The following is a 15,523-nucleotide window of genomic DNA, read 5'->3' as shown; positions in this document are numbered from 1 at the left end:
CATCAACGGATGTTGATGATGGTCTGGGTGATCTGGTCCATCGTGGAGACCATCTGCGAGTTGGCCTGGAAGTTGCGCTGGGCGGTGATCATGTTCACCAGCTGCTCGGTCAGGTCGACCGTGGAGGCTTCCAGCGAACCGGCCTGTACCTTGCCCAGGTTGGAGCTGTCGGGCGCGCCGGTACGCGGGGTGCCGGAGCTGAAGGTCTCCACCCACAGGTTGTTGCCCTTGGCTTCCAGGCCCTGCGAGTTGTTGAAGGTGGTGAGCGCGACCTGGCCCAGCGGCTTGTCGTCGCCGTTGGTGTAGCGGGCATAGACCACGCCCTCTTCGGACACGGTGATCTCGTTGAGCTTGCCGGCGGCGTAGCCGTCCTGCTGGGTGTTGCGCAGCGCGAACTTTTCGCCGTACTGGGTCGACCCGGTGACATCCAGGGTCATCGCCAGGGTGCCGGCGCCGGTGGTCGGGGTGAACGGGTCCATCACGATCTGGCCGTTGGCCGGGTTGGTCAGTGCGCCTGCATCGTTGAAGGTGAGGGTGGTCGGGGTGCCCACGGCCTGGCCATCGACGTAGTTGTAGACCTGCCATTCGTTGGCGGTGGCCGTCTTGACGAAGTACGAGGTCTGGGTGTGGCTCACGCCCAGCGAGTCGTACACCGTGATGCCGCCGGTGGACTGGTTGTAGCTGTTGGAATCGGTCGGGTCGAACGTGGCCAGGGTCGGCTGCTTGGCGTTGGCCGGCAGGGTGAACGCCACGTTGACCTTGCCGGTCTGCTTGGGCGGGCTGTCGGTGGTGAGCAGCTGCAGGTCGGTCAGGCGGCCGCTGTCGAAGCTGGTGCCGTCGGCGTTGGGCGCGAACACCTGCAGGCGCGCACCCTGCGGGTTGGTCACGTAGCCGGCCTGGTCGGTCTGGAAGTTGCCGGCGCGCGAGTACACGCGGGCGCCGTTCATGCTCATGGTGAAGAAGCCTTCGCCGGAGATCGCCATGTCCAGGCTGCGCCCGGTCTGCTCGTTGTTGCCCTGCGAGAACTGCTGGGCCACGTTGGTCAGGCGCACGCCCGAACCCACTGCATTCTTGGACAGGCCATAGCTGGTGGCCGAGAACAGGTCGGCGAACTCGGCGCGCGATTCCTTGAAGCCGGTGGTGTTGACGTTGGCGATGTTGTTCGCGGTGACGTTCAGGTCGGCATTGGCGGCATTGATGCCGGACAGCGAGATGTTGAAGCCCATGGGATTCTCCTTGGATGCGTGACGAAGGGACTCAGCTGACGCGCAGCACGTAGTCGATCGGGGCCGTGCCCAGGCCCTTGAGGTTGAGGTAGAGGCCGTCCGAGCCGACGGTGACGCTTTCCACCGGTGCTTCGACGTAGGTGTTGATCTTGGTCTGGGTACCGGCGCTGTCGGTGTGGGTGGCGGCGATGGTGTAGCTGCCGGCGGCCATGCGGTTGCCGTTGGCATCCTTGCCATCCCAGTTGAAGGTCACTTCGCCGGCTTCCTTGGCTTCCACGCTGAGCTGGGTCACCTTCACGCCGTTGGCGTCGGTGATGTCCACGGTGACGTAGCCGGCGCCGGGCGCAGCGACCATGCCGCTGGTATCGCCTTCGGTTTCCAGCTGCCATTTGGTGGAGGGCACCAGCACGTCATGGCCGACCAGCGCCGCGCCGCGCAGCACCTGGTCGCCGGCCATCGATTCCTGGAAGCCCTGGACGGTGCTGTTGAGGTCATTGATGCCCTGCACCTGCGACAGCTGCGCCATCTGCGCCACCATCTGGGTGTTGTCCATGGGCTTGAGCGGATCCTGGTGCTGCAGCTGTTCGGTCATCAGGCGCAGGAAGTCGGCCTGGTCCAGGGTGTCCTTCTTCTTGGTGGTGCTGCTGTTGGGTGCGTTCAGGCCCAAGGCGCTGTAGATGTCGGTGTTGCCGACGCCGCTGGTGCTGCTCATGACGGTATGTCCTGCAATAAGAAGGGTCAGCGACCCATGGTCAGGGTGGCCAGCGCCAGTTCCTTGGCGGTGGTGAGCATCTCCACGCCGGCCTGGTAATTGCGCGAGGTCGAGATCAGGTTGACCATCTGGGCGACGGGGTCGACATCGGGCTGGTAGATGTAGCCATCGCCATCGGCCAGCGGGTGGCCGGGCTCGTAGCGCTTGATCGGCGCGGCGTTGCTCTGGCTGATTTCCTTCACCTGGACGGTGGTGATGTTCGGGTCGGTGCGGCTGGTGACCGACTGGAAGATCGGTTCGAGCGGCTTGTACACGGCATCGGCCGAGCCGGCGACGGTGTCGGCGTTGGACAGGTTGGAGGCCAGCGTGCTCATGCGCACGGACTGGGCCTGCAGCGCGGAGCCGGCGATATCGAAGATGGGCAGGTTGCTCATGGCTTATTGCCCCGTGATCGCGGTGAGCATGGAGCGCACCTTGGATTCGACGAAGCTCAGCGAGGCGCGATATTCCAGCGCGGCGCGGCCATAGGCGGCGCGCTCGGCATCGGGATCGACGGTATTGCCGTCGATGCTCGGCTGCACGCCTTCCTTGGTGATCTGGAACGGGTTGAGCCCACCGCCGATGCTGAAGTGCTGCTCATTGGTGGTCCGCATGAGCCCGTTGCTGTCGGCACCCTGGGCGTTGCGCAGGGCGGCATCGAAGTCCAGGTCCTGGGCCTTGTACCCGGGGGTATCGGCATTGCTCAGGTTGCTGGCAATCAGCTTCATCCGCTGCTCGCGCAACGGCATGGCCTGGGCATGGACACCCAGATAGTCGGAAATCAGGTTGGGCATGGCGCTCTCCCACGGGACGATGTGGGGAGTGGTGCAAGCGGCATGCCAGAAATAATGATTGGCCAGCTGAAGAGCGGCTGTTCATTGCTCCTGCGAGGCGGGCGACGGCAGCCCCTGCCGGGACACGCCGTGAACCCATCCATGGGGGCTCGTTCGCGCCATCCATGGCGCTCTACGGTCCCGTCAGGGGCTGCCGCCGCCCGCCAATCAACATTGCGTCAGCGGCCAGGCAAGCAAGGCAAGGGCAACAAGGCGCCGGCCACCCGTCCCGACCCTGCCCGCAGCAATCCAGCCGCTGCTTTTGCCTCAGGCCGCCAGGGCGACCTTGCGCAGGCGATCCAGCACGAAATCGGCCAGTTCGTGTGGGGAATACTTGGCTACGAAGGCGTTGGCGCCGACCCGCTCGACCATGGCGTTGTTGAATACGCCCGAGAGGGAGGTGTGCAGCAGCACGTACAGGCCGGCTAGGCCCGGATGGCGACGGATTTCCGTCGTCAGGGTGTAGCCGTCCATGGCCGGCATTTCGATGTCCGAAATGACCATGGCGTAACGCTCGGCCGGGTTTTCGCCGGCGGCGTGGATCTGCAGCAGGTGGTCCAGCGCCTGCTTGCCGTCCGAGAGCAGGGTGGCGCCCACGCCCAGCTGGTCCAGCACGCTGCGGATCTGCTGGCGGGCAACCCGCGAGTCGTCCACCACCAGCACCTGCAGCTGCGGGGCGTCGGCCGGCAGCGCCATCGAGGGGTCCAGCACGGCCTCGCCACGCACCTGGGCGATGTCGGCCAGCACGCTTTCCACGTCGATCACCTGGATCAGCTCACCCTGGAAGCGGGTGACGGCGGTCAGGTAGCTCGATTCGGCGCCCAGCTCCGGCGGCGGGTGGATGTCTTCGACCGCGATGTTGACGATGCGCTCCACGCCGCTGACCAGGAAGCCCTGGATCGAACGGTTGAATTCGGTCACCACCAGGTAGCCCGGCGACTTGTCGGCGTCCGGCTCGCGCTCGGGGTGGCCGATCGCCAGGCCCAGGTCCAGCACCGGTACCGAGCGGCCGCGCACGTCGGCCACGCCGGCGAACTGGCTGGGCAGCCCGGGTACCTGGAACAGGTCCGGCCGGCGCAGGACTTCCTGCACCTTGAACACGTTGACGCCAAAAAGCTGACGTCCGCCAAGGCGGAACAGCAGCAGGGCCAGGCGGTTGTGGCCCGCCAGGCGCGTGCGCTGGTCGATGCGGTTGAGCAGGTCATGTGACATGGGGGATGTATCGGCGGCATTGGCAATCACTTGAGCGCCGCGCGCCGTGCATGAACGGCACGGCCCTTGCAGGGTGCTGCGCATGTGCCTTGCCCCGGAGCCGCCATGCGTATCCTTCCTATAGTTGTCGCGCTGATCGCGTTGGCCGGTGCGTCCCCGCACGCCCAGGCCGCTGGCGGCTGGCAGCCGGTGGACAGCATCCGCGCCGCCGCGCTGTCCACGTTGCCGGCGGGCAGCGAAGGCGACACCACCCTGGATTCGGCGCTGCGCCTGCCGGCCTGCGGCCAGGACCTGCGCGCCCAGCCCACCGGCACCAGCACTGTGGAGGTCAGCTGCCCCGACGCGGGTGGCTGGCGCCTGTTCGTACCGGTGAAGGTGCGCCGCAACCAGACCGTGCTGATCCTCAATCGGGGCATTGCCGCTGGAGAAACGCTGGGGGTGGCCGATATCACCACGGCACAGCGAGACGTGGCCCGCATTGCCGGTGCCGCCCTGGCCGACCCGGCCGTGGCGGTGGGGCGGGTGGCGCGGCGTACGCTGAGTGCCGGCAGCCTGCTGTCGGCCAACGACCTGGTCGCCCAGCGTCTCATCCGCCGCGGCGACAGCGTCGCCCTGGTCTCCCGTTTTGGCGGGGTCGAGGTCCGGGTGGCGGGGAAGGCCCTGGCCGATGCAGGTGAAAATGAACGCGTATCCGTGGAGAATCTGTCGTCACGCAAGGTGGTCCAGGGCACGGTGGCGGCCAGCGGCGACGTTTTTGTGACGCGCTGACCACTCCAGCACGCAAAATCTCCTAAAGATGCCGGCCCCCGTGCCGTTATCCCTTGTGAACCGTAACTCCCAGGACAACCCATGAGCCAGAAAATCGACGGCAACCTGCAGGCGACCGCCCATCTGCGCAGCATTGCGCCGGGTAACAAGCCCAGCGTGAGCACCGATGCCCCGGCGCGGCCGGTGGAAGCGGCCGACAGCCTGAAGCTGACCGGCGAGGCCACCAGCCTGCAGGCGCTGCAGCGCGAACTGAGCACCGCCCCGGCGATCGATGCCGGCCGCGTGCAGGCCGTGCGCGAGTCGCTGCAGAACGGCACCTACAAGATCAATCCGGACGCGATCGCCTCGCGCATGCTTGAGCTGGACCAGCAGCTGCAGAAATGAAGCTGGCCATGAGCGAGCCATTGCAGCGCCTCAGCGATGCCTTGGACGTCGAACGCCAGGCCTTGGTGGAGCATGACGTCCAGTCCCTGATCCGCGCCACCAGCGCCAAGCTCGATGCGCTGCGTGCGCTGGAGCAGGTGTTGCCGGTGGGGCAGAACGAACGCCTGCAGGAGCTGGCCGAGCGCAACCGCGCCAACGGCGTGCTGCTGGCGCGCCGCCGCCGCGAGGTCAACTGGGCACTGCGCCAGCTGGGCCGCAGCGAAGCCTCCTCGGCGTACGACGCCAAGGGCCAGGCCAATACCCTGCATACGCGCAGGCCGCTGGCGGTCGCCTAGGCGCCAACACGGATATAGTGGGCACCTGTTTCGACTGCCCCGATGTGACCGTGACCGCGCCCACCACTTTTGTCACCGCACCGCTGCCGCCGCAGCCGGTTCTGCTTGCGCTGTTCGAGCGCATCAACGAAGGCGTGCTCCTGTTCCGTGATGACGGCAGCGTGGCCGTGGCCAACGCCGCCGTGCGCGGCATGCTCGGCCAGGCCGAGATCGATGCCGGCGTGGATCCCGCGCAATGGCTGCGCCAGCTGCTGCCGCCCGATGCGCTGGAGCATGCGCGCCTGCACGGCCACTGGAACGGCAGCCTGCCCGTGGGCGAACGCATGGTCATCGCGCATGTCTACCAGCAGGAAGACGCCGGCCGGCTTCATTACCTGGCGCTGTTCCGGCGCATCGAAGGCCAGGAAGACTACGAACGCGAGCTGCAGCAGCGCCACGCCGAGCTGCGCCAGGCCTACCTGCGCCTCAACGGCACCCAGGAAAAACTGCTGCAGTCGGAAAAGATGGCCTCCATCGGCCAGCTCGCCGCCGGCGTCGCGCACGAGATCAACAATCCCATCGGCTACGTGCACTCCAACCTGGGCAGCCTGCAGGAATACCTGCGCAGCCTGTTCACCGTGATCGAAGCCTATGAGCGGGCACTGCGCGCGCCGGACCCGAAGGCGCTGATTCCCGAAATCGACGATATCCGCAACCGCTTCGACATCGATTTCATCAGCCGCGACCTGCCGCAGCTGATGGCCGAATCACGCGAAGGCATCGAGCGGGTCACCCGGATCGTGCGTGACCTGAAGGACTTCTCGTACTCGGGCCGCGACGAATCGTGGAAGCTCGTCGACCTGCACTCGGGTCTTGAGTCCACGATCAACATCATCTGGAACGAGCTCAAGTACAAGGTGACGCTGCACCGCGAGTTCGGCCAGCTGCCGCTGGTGGAATGCCTGCCGTCCGAGCTCAACCAGGTCTACATGAACCTGCTGCTCAATGCCGGCCACGCCATCGCCGAGCGCGGCACCATCACCGTGCGCACCGGCGTGGACGGCGACTACGTCTGGGTGGAATTCGAAGACACCGGTGGCGGCATTTCGCCGGACCTGCGCCAGCGCATCTTCGACCCGTTCTTCACCACCAAGCCGGTGGGTAGCGGCACCGGGCTGGGGCTGTCGATCTCCTACAGCATCATCAACAAACACCACGGGCGGATTGACCTGGACAGCACCCCGGGCGTCGGGTCACGGTTCCGGTTGGTGTTGCCGATCAAGCAGCCGCGGTAAAGCGCAGTCCCGATCATTTTCATGCGTTACCGGGCGTTGCTGGGTTCACGGCAGTCGTTTGGGAACCGACTCTACCAGCGCAGTGCGTGCCTGCTGTTTGTTACCGCCCGCGACAAACTGTGAGGGGAGTGGGCTGCCCGTCGCCCTCCCCAGCACGTAGCAACCGAAACGCTGCTTTTTACTCGCTCTCCGGCGAAGGAATAGCCACCGGCTGGGCAGTATTGGCGCGGCGTTGTTCTTCGTGCGTGCGGAATGCCTGGTGGATGTGCTTGCGCAGCTCGTCGTCGTTCCAGGGCTTGGTCAGGAAGCGGTAGATCGCGCCGCGGTTGATCGCGTCGGTGACCGTGTTGAGGTCCGTGTAGCCCGACAGCACCAGCCGGATCGTGTCCGGGTACAGCATCTTCACCCGGCCCAGGAACTCCGTGCCGCTCATGTCGCTCATGCGCTGGTCCGACAGGATCACCTGCACATCGTTGATCGCCAGCAGGTCGAACGCATCGCGCACGTTGCCTGCCGCCAGGATCCGGTAACCATCGCGGCGGAACAGGCGCACCAGCGAACGCAGCACGTTCTCCTCGTCGTCCAGCAGCAGCAGCGTGCGGTCCGGGCGGGTTTCGGCGAACGCTTCCGGGCGCAGGTAGCGCCGGCGCAGGGTCATGCCCGCCGCGTCGGCCGACATCGGCTCGCCGAACAGGTACCCCTGGAACACGTCGCAGTCATTGCGGCGCAGGAAGCCCAGCTGCGCCTGCGATTCGACCCCGTTGGCAATCACCGTCATGCCCAGCTGGTGGCCCATGGCGATGATCGCGCGCGCAATGGCCGCCTCGCGGTTTCCGGCCGGCGCGCTCTTGATGAAGCTGCGGTCGATCTTCAACTTGTCTACCGGGTAGCGCACCAGCGCGCTCAGGCTGGAATCGCCGGTGCCGAAGTTGTCCAGGCTCAGGCTGATGCCTTCGTTGCGCAGGTTCACCAGCGTTTCGTGCACGAAGTTGACGTTGTTGGTCAGCGCACTTTCGTTGATTTCCAGCGTGAGCATGTGAGCCGGCACCCCGGCGGTCTGCATCAGCGCCATCACCTCACCGAAGAAGTTCGGACGCAGCAGCTGCAGCGTCGACACGTTCACCGCGATGGTGAAGTCATCGAAGCCCAGGTCCCGCCAGAGCCTGGCCTGCTTCAGTGCGCCCTCCAGCACCCACGTGCCGATCTGCACGATGATGCCCAGCCGCTCGGCGGTGCGCATGAAACGCTCCGGCACCAGCATGCCCAGCGTCGGTGACTGCCAGCGCAGCAGCGCCTCCATCCCGACCACGTGGCCATCGCGGGCGCTCACCAGCGGCTGGTAGCGCAGCTTCAGCTCGCCATTGGGAATGGCGTCCACAATCTGGCGCGCGATGATGCTCTCGCTGTGCGCGCTGGACGGGGTGTTGACCGCGTGGATGCGCACGGCATTGCCGCCCTCGCGGGCGGCCTGGTACAGCGCGTCCTCGGCATGGTCGAGCAGGCGCGAGGTCTCCGTCGCATGCTCCGGACACAGGCTGACGCCAAGCTTGCCGGTCATGAACAGCGTATACGGCAGCACAGACAGGGGCAGCTCAAGCTGCTGCCGGATCTCTTCGGCCAGGTCGTCCGGCAGCGGCAGGTCGGCGGTGCGCGGTACCGCGATCAGGAATTCATCGCTGCCATGCCGCCACAGCTTGCCGCGCCCGCGCAGGTGGTGCTGCAGGCGCTGGGCCACCAGCACCAGCGCCTGATCGCCGACCTCGGCGCTCATGTTCTCGTTGACCGACGCGAAGTGGTCGATATCCACGTGCATCAGCATCAACGGCGTGCCACCGGAGGCGGCCTCGGCCACCATCGCCTGCAGCGCAGGATTGCCGGCACCCAGCCGGGGCGGCGCGTCCTCGATGCTGACCAGGGGCAGGGAAGGGTTCCACATCACTCAATATTCCACGGTATCGGGGGTGGCCACACCATCGCTGCGATAAGGCAGGAACAGGTCGACCAGGGTGCCGGCGCCATGCGCCGACTCGATCTTGAGGGTGCCGCCGGCGCTCTGCGCGCGTTCGCGCATGACGATCAGGCCCAGCCCGCGCGGGCCGTCGGGGTCGAAACCTTCGCCGTCATCGCGCACCTGCAGGTGCAGGCCATGGTCCTGCACGTCCTGCAGCGTCAGGTGCACCTGGCTGGCGCGCGCATGGCGCAGCACATTGGTCAGGCTTTCCTGGGCGATGCGGAAACAGGCCTGCTCGATCTCACCCTGCGGCCGTCGCGGCAGCGCCGCGATGTCGGCCAGCAGTTCGATCGGCGAGGAACGGAACAGCACCCCGGCCTGCCAGCGCAACGCCGCCTCCAGGCCCAGTGCATCCAGCTGCGGCGGGCGCAGCAGGGTGGAGATGTCGCGCAGCTTGCCCACCGTGGTGTCGGCCAGCTGGATGATCTGCTCCAGGTCCTCGCCGCGCCGTTGCGGATCGGCTTCATCCTGTGCCGCATACGCCGACAGCTTCATGGCGGTGATGGCCTGGCCGATATCGTCGTGGAGGTCGCGCGAGATCGCGCGGCGCTCGTCTTCCTGCAGCGAGAACAGGCGCCCGGCCATGGCCTGCAGCTCGCGGTTGCTGGTTTCCAGCGCCTCGCGGATACGCTCGGGTTCGCTCAGGTCGCGCACGATCAACAGCTTGCAGTTGCGCCCGCCGTAACGCACCTCGCCCACCGCCAGCCCGGCCTGGAAGCCTTCGCCGTCCAGCCGGCGCATGCCGATGACTTCACTGCCGCTGCTGGGCAGGGGAATGGTGGCGAACAGCTGCGCGCGGACCCGGGACAGGTCGGTGGCGGCGACCAGCGCCGACAGCGGCTCGCCCAGCAGCGTGTGCTGCCCGTAGCCGAACTGGGCCGCGGCGCAGGCATTGGCATACAGCACGTGTTCGTCGGAGAGGATCACCACGCCGTCGGGCAGCACCCGGACCAGTTCGCGGAACTGCTCCTCACGCTCGCGCAGCAGGCGCCGCGAGTGTTCGCGCTCTGTTACATCCTGTAGGGTGCCCAACACGCGCGGGCGCCCGGCGTCGTCGGTGCCGCTCTCGGCGCGCAGGTGGACCATCAAGGCGCGACCGTCCATGGCCAGCAGCGGCAGCAGTACGTCGATCTGCACCTGCTCGCCCCGCATGTCCTGCAGCAGCTGTTCGCTCAGTGCGGCGGTGGACGGATCGGCCGGCACCAGCAGCTCGTCGAAGCGGTGCCAGCGCCGCGCTTCCGGTGGGCGCCGGCCCAGCAGGTGGTAGACCTGGTTGGAGTACTGGCCCATACCCGTGGCGGGGTCGACTTCCCACGCGCCGATCCGGGCCATTTCATGGGCTTCCTCGACACGGGCCAGGGCCTGGTCGCGGCGGCGCAGCGCCTGGTCTTCGCGGGTCCGGTCGATGGCGATCAGCAGCCGCGCCGGGCGGCCGGCGTAATCGAGGTAGTTGCTGCGCATTTCGATCCGCCGTGGGCTGCCGTCCTTCAACAGCAGGTCGGCGGTAAGCACGCACAGCTGGTCCGGCTGGGCCCGGATCTGCTCAAGCTTGGCGGCCAGGACTGCTTCGTCACCCGGTGGCCACAGCGCGGTCATCGGCAGGGCAGTGAACTCCTCGCGCGTCCAGCCGAACAGGCTGCACGCGGCCGGGTTGACGTCCAGGATCTCCAGCGTGTCCAGGTCGTACACCAGGATCGGCCCGGGATTGCCCTCGAACAGCTGCCGGTGGCGCTGCTCGGAGTGCTCCAGCTTCGCGTGGGTCTGCAGCACGTGGTGGGCGAGCGGGCGCAGCAGCAGGTAGATCAGCGCGCCGCTGAGGATGACGAAGAACGCCCCTTTGGCGGTCTGCCAGCGCGCGGCCGTGGCCAGGTCGGCGGTGAGCACCTGCACGGCGGCGTCGCTGCACAGGATCCACACCAGCGCCAGCACCAGATAGCCGAGCACCACCCGCCAGCGATCCCGGCGCAGGGCCTGGGCGAGCGGGTGGTCACGACGGTGCGGTGCGGGCGGGCCGGGCGGGACGACAGGCATGGGGCGCGACGGGAAGGGGTTGGGTGGGCGGTCCATAGTAGTGGCTGGGACGCCCCGGGCGCACGCGAGGCTCAACTATCGACCAGAACAGCCGCTAACGATTGCGTTCCCGGCTGTCGGGTGCGTTATCGGAGTCATACCGCGTGGACCAAGGCATCATCGCGAGTCTGCTGCAGCACCCCCTGGCCTCGGCCCTGGTCATCCTGGACCGGACCGGGCGCCCGCTCGCCGCCAATCCGGCCGCGCGCGAACATGGGTTGCCGGCTACCGTGGCGGCCTACGGCGAGCTGCTGGAAGACCTGCGGCTGCTGGCCGCCGATGGCGGCCTGGTGCCCTGCCAGCTGCCGGGCGGGCCCCGTGGACGCTTCGATGGCTGGATGCGCGCCGTGCACGACGCCGACGGCAACCTGCTGGCCTTCACCCTGAGCGTGCCCGAACCGGTGGCCGCCTACGCGGGCAGCCGCTGGGAAGTGGCGCTGGACCACGCCGGACACGGCTTGTGGGACTGGGACCTGCCCAGCGACGCGGTGACCCGTTCGCAGCGCTGGCATGACGTGCCGGCCGGCATGGACGAACACGCGGCGGCGGACGCCGGCCAGGCGTTGCTGGCGCCTGTGCATCCCGATGACCAGGCTGCGGTGCGCGCGGCGCTGGACGCGCACCTGCGCGGCGAAGGGGAGGTGTACACCGCCCAGTACCGCCTGCGCCATCCCGAAGGCGAGTGGCGCTGGGTGCTCGATCGCGGCCGCGTGGTGGCCCGAACCGTCGACGGACAGCCGCTGCGCATGGTCGGCACCCACACCGACATCCAGGCACAGAAACAGATGGAAGCCCTGCTGCTGGAGCAGCAGGTGCACCTGCGCGAGGCGCAGCGCATCGCCAGCATGGGCAGCTGGTCGTGGGATCCGGACAGCCGCCAGTTCTGGTGGTCGCCGGAGTTCCGGGCGCTGCTCGGCGTGGGCGATGCCCCGTTGAGCAGTCGCCGCCACTGGCTGCGCCTGCTGGAACCGCGTTCGCGCGGCCTGCTGCGGCAGGCCTGGCGGCGCATGCTGCGCGATGGCAAGCCCAGCACGCTGGCGCTGGAGCTTCCGCGCGGGAACGACAGCGCGCTGCACCTGCGATTGTGGATGCAGCCGCTGCTGAGCCCGGACGGGCGCATCCAGCGCCTGCTTGGCCAGGTCCAGAACATCACCGAACAGCACCAGACCGATGCGCTCATCCGCTGGCGGACCGAGCTGCTGAACCGGGTCTCGGCGCTGGGCAGGATCGGCGGTTGCGAGATCGACGTGGCCACCCGCCACATGCAGTGGACCGAGGAGTGCTACCGCATCCACGGGCTGCGCAAGGAACCGATCACCCTGGACCAGGCGCTGGCGCTGTACACGCAGGATTCGCGCGATGCCTTCGAGGCCGCACTGGCGCGCATTGCCGCCGGCGGCCTGCCCGAACAGCTGGACCTGTGTTTCTACCGCCAGTCCGGGCTGCGCGTCTGGGTGCAGGTGCTGGTCGAGCTGGACCATCGCGACGGCCTGCCAACCCGCTTCGTGGTGCTGTTCCGTGACATCACCCGCGAACGCGAAGCCAACGAGCGGATCGAGCTGCTGGCCCATTATGACCTGCTCACCGGCCTGCCCAACCGCATGCTGCTGCGCGAGCAGACCGCCGACGCCATCGAGGAAGCGCGCGATCGCGGCGCGCCGTTGGCGATGCTGTTCATCGACCTGGATGGCTTCAAGACCATCAACGACACCTTCGGCCACGCCACCGGCGATGCGCTGCTCAAGGCAGCGGCGGCGCGGCTGCACCAGAACCTGCGTAACGCCGACCTGTTCGGGCGCTTCAGCGGCGATGAGTTCATCGTGGTGCTGCGCGACCTGGCCGATCCGGAAGATGCCGGGCACGTGGCGCGCAAGCTGATCGCATCGCTGGCCGAGCCGCTGCAGCGCGGTGACACCACCTTGAAGGTGGGCGCCAGCGTGGGCATTGCGATGCTCGACGAAGGACGCACCGATTTCGATTCCCTGCTGCGCGCGGCCGATGCGGCCATGTATGCCGCCAAGGAAGCGGGGCGCAATACCTACCAGTACTACAGCCAGGACGCGTTGCTGCGGATCCAGCGCAAGCTGGAGATCGAGCACGCGCTGCTGGGCGCCATCGAGCGCGAAGAATTCAGCCTGGCCTACCAGCCGCTGCTGCATGCCGCGCAGGACCAGCCGCCGGCCATCGAGGCGCTGCTGCGCTGGCACCGCCCGGGGATTGGCTACTGCAGTCCGGCCGAGTTCATTCCCATTGCCGAGAAGTGCGGCGAGATCGTGCGCATCGGCGACTGGGTGCTGGCCGAAGCCTGCCGCCAGGCAGCCGCCTGGGACCGGGCAGGGCTGGTGTTCGACCGGATCGCGGTGAACGTGTCGGCCGTGCAGCTGCGTGACCGCGGCTTTGCCGAGCGGGTGATCGACATCTGCCACGCCCATGGCTGGGCACCGCAGCGGCTGGAACTGGAGCTGACCGAATCGGCGCTGATCCGTGACACCGACGTGCTGCGGCATTGCTTCGATGTACTGGAGCGGCACGGCGTGCCCTTGGCGGTGGACGACTTCGGTACCGGCTTCTCCAACCTGCACTACCTCAACCGTTTCCCGGTGGGCCGCCTGAAGATCGACCGCAGCTTCGTGCAGGGCATGCTCCACGATGCCGGTACCGCCGAGGTCACCCAGGCCATCGTGCACCTGGGCCACGCGCTGGGCATGAAAGTGGTGGCCGAAGGCGTGGAAACCGAGCAGGAAGAAGCGATGCTGCGCCGCCAGGGCTGCGATGAGATCCAGGGCTACCTGTATTCGCGCCCGCTGACCCCGCGTGACCTGGCCCAGTGGCTGAAGCACGGTGGCGGACAGATGCAGGCGATTGCCGCCCCGGCGGGTGACGCGTTGCGGATTCCCGTCGCCCCCTGACGGGGCGTGGGCCGGCCAACGGCCGGCGCTACCGCTGTCCGTTGCCCGTTGATGATCCCGATGCCGTCGTGTCCATGACCGTTGACCGGCCTGTGGTGGGTTGATTCCGATCCACGTATTGTTACGGGCCCATCGGGACCCGTATCAACCAATACTTTCTCCGCTCAGTCCCAGGTCCCACGCCAATCCCGCCAATGCGGGATCCAGCGGCGGTGCCGCCGGTGCCGTCGCCATCATTCCCGCCAGTTCCCGTTGCGCCTGTTGTTCCAGCGCCGCCAACAGCGCACGCCCGCTCTTCGGCACTACGGGCGCCAGAGCAGGGGGCATGACGTCGCCCGCAGCGTCGGGCGACGCGCCGTTACCGGCAGGAATCAATTGGGAGGGGGCGGCGTTCAACAGCATGCGGCAGTCTTCAGCAGATGGGTCAGGGTGCTACACGCACGAAAGCCCCGGCAATGCCGGGGCCCTCGTGGAATGCCGTTGCGGGCACGAATGGCAGGTCAGAACAGTTCAACCGCACCGGCTGCCATGCTCTGCTGGCTCACCGGCTTGTGCGGCGGGCGTTCCCATTCGCTGCGCATTTCGCGCAGGCGGTTGCCGGTACGCTGCAGCGCGGTGGCCACTTCGGCATCGAACACGCCGCCGTTACGGTGCAGCAGTTCCTGCAGGCCGACCGCTTCACGGTTGATCGAGGTCAGGCGGTCCAGGTGGGTGTGCACGCCGCCCAGGGCCTGGGTGGCGATGTCCTCGAACTGCAGGGCGCGCACGGCTTCGGCCACGCTGCTGTCGATGGCACGGCCGCACTCGGAAATCTCGCGCATGCCTTCGCCCAGCGACGCGTTGATCTGCGCCACGTTGTCGAGCATGGCCGCCGCTTCGTGACGCGCTTCGCGGGAGCGGTCCATGTCCCGCGAGGCCATGTTGGAGACCGTCTCGCGGACCTTGGCGATGGCGTCCTTGGAGCTGTGCGCCAGCTTGCGGATCTGCTCGTTGAACGTGGTGGAACGCTCGGAGAGGTTGCGCACCTCGTCGGCCACCACCGCGAAGCCGCGACCGGCTTCACCGGCACGGGCTGCTTCGATGGCCGCGTTCAGCGCCAGCAGGTTGGTCTGGTCGGCGATCGACTTGACGTCTTCCAGCAGCGCGAAGATGCCATCCAGGTGCTGCGCCATCTGGTCGATGTGCTGCACGGTGTTGCTGCTCTGGCCGCTGACCTGTTCCAGCGCTTCCACCAGCTGTTCCATGCGGTGGCTGGCGTGCTGGGCGAAACGGGCCACGTCGACGCCGGCGCCGCCGTCTTCACCGGCGCGGTCGACGATCCGGGCCAGTGCCTGGCTCTGCTGGCGGGACTTGCGGTTCATGGCATCGAAGCTGCCACCCAGGCCGGCCACGGCCTGGCGGATCAGGTCACGGGCGCGTTCGATTTCGCCACGCGAACCGTCGATTTCGTTGCCGACGAACGAGCGCAGCTCGGTCAGCAGCTGGTCCTGTTCCCGCATCATGCGGGCATGCTCGGGCGAGCGCTGGGTCTGGGCGCGGGCGGTCCACCACGCGAACCCCAGCCAGCTGAGCGTCATCGTGGTCAGGATCGCCCAGCGCAGGGCGGCCGGCCATTCAAAGCCGATGGCGAAGGGAAGCAGCAGGGTCAGGACCAGGGGGGCGGCCAGACTAGTGAAGAGGCGTGAGTACATGGACGTTCTCGGGGAGGTGCACGGATGATGTATCGGCCGTACCCCCGTTTGCTTTAGGA

General features: G+C 67.4%; 14 protein-coding genes. 5 read left to right on the top strand and 9 right to left on the bottom strand.

Annotation, left to right across the window (positions count from 1 at the left end; genetic code table 11):
- Positions 1–2 precede the first annotated feature (2 nt).
- From flgE to ACQG3P_RS01530, 5 genes are all read right to left on the bottom strand, one after another.
- Positions 3–1,226 (bottom strand): flagellar hook protein FlgE, encoded by a 1,224-nt coding sequence (gene flgE, locus ACQG3P_RS01550; RefSeq protein WP_095364314.1) that lies wholly within the window; start codon positions 1,224–1,226, stop codon positions 3–5.
- 31 nt (positions 1,227–1,257) lie between these two features.
- Entirely contained in the window at positions 1,258–1,938 is a 681-nt protein-coding gene (locus tag ACQG3P_RS01545) for a flagellar hook capping FlgD N-terminal domain-containing protein (protein ID WP_093532817.1), read from the bottom strand.
- 26 nt (positions 1,939–1,964) lie between these two features.
- Positions 1,965–2,372: a flagellar basal body rod protein FlgC gene (flgC, locus tag ACQG3P_RS01540; protein ID WP_068851745.1), complete on the bottom strand. Its 408-nt coding sequence runs from the start codon at positions 2,370–2,372 to the stop codon at positions 1,965–1,967.
- A gap of 3 nt (positions 2,373–2,375) precedes the next feature.
- Entirely contained in the window at positions 2,376–2,771 is a 396-nt protein-coding gene (gene flgB / locus ACQG3P_RS01535; RefSeq protein WP_068851748.1) for a flagellar basal body rod protein FlgB, read from the bottom strand.
- Positions 2,772–3,077: 306 nt separating this feature from the next.
- Positions 3,078–4,022, bottom strand: coding sequence for a chemotaxis protein (locus ACQG3P_RS01530; protein WP_068851752.1), 945 nt, complete (start codon positions 4,020–4,022; stop codon positions 3,078–3,080).
- Between the two features lie 105 nt (positions 4,023–4,127).
- Between ACQG3P_RS01530 and flgA the strand changes: the two genes are divergently transcribed.
- The 4 genes from flgA (at position 4,128) to ACQG3P_RS01510 (ending at position 6,783) form a co-directional block, all read left to right on the top strand.
- Complete coding sequence (gene flgA, locus ACQG3P_RS01525) at positions 4,128–4,790, top strand: flagellar basal body P-ring formation chaperone FlgA (protein ID WP_068851755.1); 663 nt, start codon at positions 4,128–4,130, stop codon at positions 4,788–4,790.
- A gap of 81 nt (positions 4,791–4,871) precedes the next feature.
- Positions 4,872–5,174 carry a flagellar biosynthesis anti-sigma factor FlgM gene (flgM, locus tag ACQG3P_RS01520; protein WP_068851758.1) on the top strand — a complete coding sequence of 101 codons (303 nt, stop codon included), beginning with the start codon at positions 4,872–4,874 and terminating at the stop codon, positions 5,172–5,174.
- Positions 5,171–5,509, top strand: coding sequence for a flagellar protein FlgN (locus ACQG3P_RS01515; RefSeq protein ID WP_093532818.1), 339 nt, complete (start codon positions 5,171–5,173; stop codon positions 5,507–5,509). The genes flgM and ACQG3P_RS01515 overlap by 4 nt, the downstream gene beginning before the upstream one ends.
- A gap of 44 nt (positions 5,510–5,553) precedes the next feature.
- Positions 5,554–6,783 (top strand): ATP-binding protein, encoded by a 1,230-nt coding sequence (locus tag ACQG3P_RS01510; RefSeq protein ID WP_179197305.1) that lies wholly within the window; start codon positions 5,554–5,556, stop codon positions 6,781–6,783.
- Between the two features lie 178 nt (positions 6,784–6,961).
- On the opposite strand, the gene ACQG3P_RS01505 is transcribed toward ACQG3P_RS01510, so the two are convergent.
- Positions 6,962–8,719, bottom strand: a complete 1,758-nt coding sequence (locus ACQG3P_RS01505) for an EAL domain-containing protein (protein ID WP_426804004.1) — start codon at positions 8,717–8,719, stop codon at positions 6,962–6,964.
- Between the two features lie 3 nt (positions 8,720–8,722).
- Entirely contained in the window at positions 8,723–10,825 is a 2,103-nt protein-coding gene (locus ACQG3P_RS01500; protein WP_068851766.1) for a PAS domain S-box protein, read from the bottom strand.
- A 143-nt stretch (positions 10,826–10,968) separates the two neighbouring features.
- Between ACQG3P_RS01500 and ACQG3P_RS01495 the strand changes: the two genes are divergently transcribed.
- A complete protein-coding gene (locus tag ACQG3P_RS01495) occupies positions 10,969–13,773 on the top strand; it encodes a bifunctional diguanylate cyclase/phosphodiesterase (RefSeq protein WP_426804003.1) in 2,805 nt (934 codons plus the stop codon).
- 144 nt (positions 13,774–13,917) lie between these two features.
- Here ACQG3P_RS01495 and ACQG3P_RS01490 read toward each other — a convergent pair whose 3' ends face one another.
- Both ACQG3P_RS01490 and ACQG3P_RS01485 read right to left on the bottom strand, forming a co-directional pair.
- Entirely contained in the window at positions 13,918–14,175 is a 258-nt protein-coding gene (locus ACQG3P_RS01490) for a hypothetical protein (RefSeq protein WP_426804002.1), read from the bottom strand.
- Positions 14,176–14,273: 98 nt separating this feature from the next.
- Positions 14,274–15,464, bottom strand: coding sequence for a methyl-accepting chemotaxis protein (locus ACQG3P_RS01485; protein ID WP_068851775.1), 1,191 nt, complete (start codon positions 15,462–15,464; stop codon positions 14,274–14,276).
- Positions 15,465–15,523: the final 59 nt, after the last annotated feature.

The organism is Stenotrophomonas sp. SrG, assembly GCF_050031795.1.
Classification (GTDB): Bacteria; Pseudomonadota; Gammaproteobacteria; order Xanthomonadales; family Xanthomonadaceae; genus Stenotrophomonas; species Stenotrophomonas rhizophila_A.
This window is presented reverse-complemented; position numbering and strand designations above follow the sequence as displayed.